Raw genomic sequence first — 1,901 nt, 5'->3', positions numbered from 1 at the left:
TGACCACGGAAGATTATTTGCACGCCATTATTTACCACAGTGATGGACAACTGTCGGTGTTTTCTTATCAAGACCAGGTCAATGTCCATCGTTTTGACACCACCATTAAGCCTGCGACAGCAGAGTCCATGCGTCCTGTTTTTGTCGGTGATAACGTCTATCTGGCCGTTGAAAATGCTGATATTGAGGGAGGTAGTCGGCAGGTACAGATGCAAGCAATTTCACTGGGTATTGAAAACTATAACTATCAAAAACCCGCTGCCGCTTCATCGTCCGCAGGATCGTCTTCGGTACTTCCAGATTGGGGAATTGGGCTAATTGCAGCGGGCACTGTGCTGGCTGTATCGGTTGCTGTTATCGTAGTCGTCAAGAGGTTTAAAAAGCAACCCCTTGGAACAGAAGCGGAAACCCACGAATTGCTCTCCTTTTGACATCCTCCCCCCACTTGAAGAGGGTATCACAAAAATGCTGTCAACATGCTAGCATACAAACCATAAAAAGCTGCTGAAAAAATACCGTACCATCGATAAAGCCAGTGACGTACATTCGTAGTGCTTGAATCCAAAAAACCTCCAAAGCATTACAATTTAATTGGTTAGCGCGATTTTGTGACGTAAAAGTAATTTTTGAGAACGGTTACCAGCTGCTCCTGCATTGCTCTGGCTCCTGCATCCACGCAGTCGTGCGGTTGCTATAAATTGGAGTTTTTCCCGCTCACCCGCATGTTTCTGCATGATGACTCCTCATAGTCTATATATACGAACACAAATACGATTAGTCTCATCATTATTTTTCATGGTACTCTCTCAATGAGCAACAGCCCGATGAAAGATCAGTATCGGCAAAGCCCAACTATCTACACAAAGTCGTCTTTATTATTATTGTCACTTGTCGTTTGTTTTCCAAGCTGGAACAGCTGGGCCAGCACTATTAAGCTGGACAATGATCATTTCAATCAATACCTGAGTACCGACCACCCGGTCATAAATACGCCTACTTTAGCCCGTACTTTATCCAGTCCGGTGTCACCTCCAGAAGTTTCATCTGCTGTCCCATCAGTATCAGCTCAACCATCAGCCAGCACATTGAACGCTACTTCTGTAACACGTACTTCAACCACTTCGGTATCACCGTCAGTAATTTTATCCGCTGTTCCATCGTCATCAGCACAGCCTTCAACCAGCGCATCGACCACTCATTCTGCGGCACGTACTTCATCCAGTTTGGTGTTACCTTCGGAAGTTTCATCTGCTGTCCTATCGTCATCAGCACAGACTTCAACCAGCGAATTGAGCACTCATTCGATAAGACGAACTTCATCCAGTTCGGTGCCACTTTCTGAAGTTTCATCTGCTGTCTTATCGTCATCGGCACCGCCTTCAACCAGTGAATTGAGTACGGCTTATGTAGCGGGAACTTTATCCAGTTCGGTGTCACCGTCAGTAGTTTCATCTGCTGTCGTATCGTCATCAGCACAACCACCGACCAGCGTGTCGATCACTCATTCTGTGGGACGTACTTCATCCAGTTCGGTGTCACCTTCAGAAGTTTCATCCGCTGTCCTATCGTCGTCAGCACAGCCTTCAACCAGTGAATTGAGCACTCATTCTGCAGTCCATGCTTCACTCAGTTCGGTGTCACCTTCAGAAGTTTCATCCGCTGCCCCATCGTCGTCAGCACAGCCTTCAACCAGTGAATTGAGCACTCATTCTATAGCACGAACTTCATCCAGTTCGGTGCCACTTTCTGTGGTTTCATCTGCTGCCTCATCGTCATCGGCACAGCCTTCAGCCAGTGAATTGAACACGACTTCTGTAGCACGTACTTCATCCGGTTCGATGTCGCCTTCTGAAGTTTCATCTGCTGTCCCATCGTCATCAGCACGGCCTTCAATCCGTGAA

At 46.9% G+C, this 1,901-nt stretch carries 3 protein-coding genes; 1 reads left to right on the top strand and 2 read right to left on the bottom strand.

Translation table 11 applies throughout. The features are described from left to right. On the top strand, positions 1 to 431 hold a 431-nt coding region (locus KDK16_RS12330), incomplete at its 5' end, for a hypothetical protein (protein WP_257276344.1). A 635-nt stretch (positions 432 to 1,066) separates the two neighbouring features. On the opposite strand, the gene KDK16_RS12325 is transcribed toward KDK16_RS12330, so the two are convergent. Together KDK16_RS12325 and KDK16_RS12320 are read right to left on the bottom strand one after the other, a co-directional pair. After that, entirely contained in the window at positions 1,067 to 1,195 is a 129-nt protein-coding gene (locus tag KDK16_RS12325) for a hypothetical protein (protein WP_257276343.1), read from the bottom strand. Positions 1,196 to 1,705: 510 nt separating this feature from the next. Continuing rightward, positions 1,706 to 1,901, bottom strand: a 196-nt coding sequence (locus KDK16_RS12320; protein WP_257276342.1) for a hypothetical protein, incomplete at its 5' end; no start/stop codon positions are given.

It is taken from the genome of Endozoicomonas sp. SESOKO4 (assembly GCF_024606275.1).
The sequence above is the reverse complement of the archived record's forward strand: the minus strand, read 5'-3'. Positions and strand labels throughout refer to the sequence as shown.